Genomic DNA, 706 nt, shown 5'->3' with positions numbered 1-706 from the left:
GAAATGCTGTTGGGCGAGCAGGAAAACGTTGGCTGGATCGATTTCGTTCCGGGTGAAAATGCCGAAACGTTGATCGAGAAATACAACGCCCAGTTGGCAAAACTGGATACCAGTAAAGGCGTGCTATTTCTCGTCGATACATGGGGAGGCAGCCCTTTCAACGCTGCGAGCCGCATTGTCGTCGATAAAGAGCATTACGAAGTTATCGCCGGCGTCAATATCCCGATGCTGGTGGAAACCTTCATGGCCCGCGACGACGATCCTTCCTTTGATGAACTGGTCGCCTTAGCGGTTGAAACCGGCAGCGAAGGCGTGAAAGCGCTTAAAGCCAAACCGGTGGAAAAAGCGGCCCCTGCGCCCGCGCCTGCCGCAGCGCCAAAAGCCGCCGCACCGGCCAAACCCATGGGCCCGAACGACTACATGGTAATTGGCCTTGCGCGTATAGACGACCGTCTGATCCATGGTCAGGTCGCCACCCGCTGGACCAAAGAGACCAACGTTACCCGCATCATCGTTGTCAGTGATGAAGTGGCCCGCGGATACCGTGCGTAAAACTCTGCTGACCCAGGTTGCGCCGCCGGGCGTCACCGCTCACGTGGTGGATGTGGCCAAAATGATCCGCGTCTACAACAACCCCAAGTATGCCGGACAGCGCGTTATGCTGCTGTTTACTAACCCGACCGACGTTGAACGTATCGTCGAGGGC

2 pseudogenes are annotated in these 706 nt (G+C 56.9%); both read left to right on the top strand.

From position 1 onward, the window contains the following. Window positions 1-3: 3 nt before the first annotated feature. Window positions 4-276 (top strand): annotated as a pseudogene (locus M3661_RS29770) (mannose/fructose/sorbose PTS transporter subunit IIA); the annotation flags it as partial. Window positions 277-420: 144 nt separating this feature from the next. Next, window positions 421-706, top strand: a pseudogene (locus tag M3661_RS29765) (PTS sugar transporter subunit IIB); the annotation flags it as partial.

This window comes from Paenibacillus sp. MER 180, assembly GCF_023713665.1.
Taxonomy (GTDB): Bacteria; Bacillota; Bacilli; order Paenibacillales; family Paenibacillaceae; genus Paenibacillus_B; species Paenibacillus_B suaedae.
Note: the sequence above shows the minus strand (reverse complement) of the source record. Positions and strands in the feature narration are given on the sequence as shown.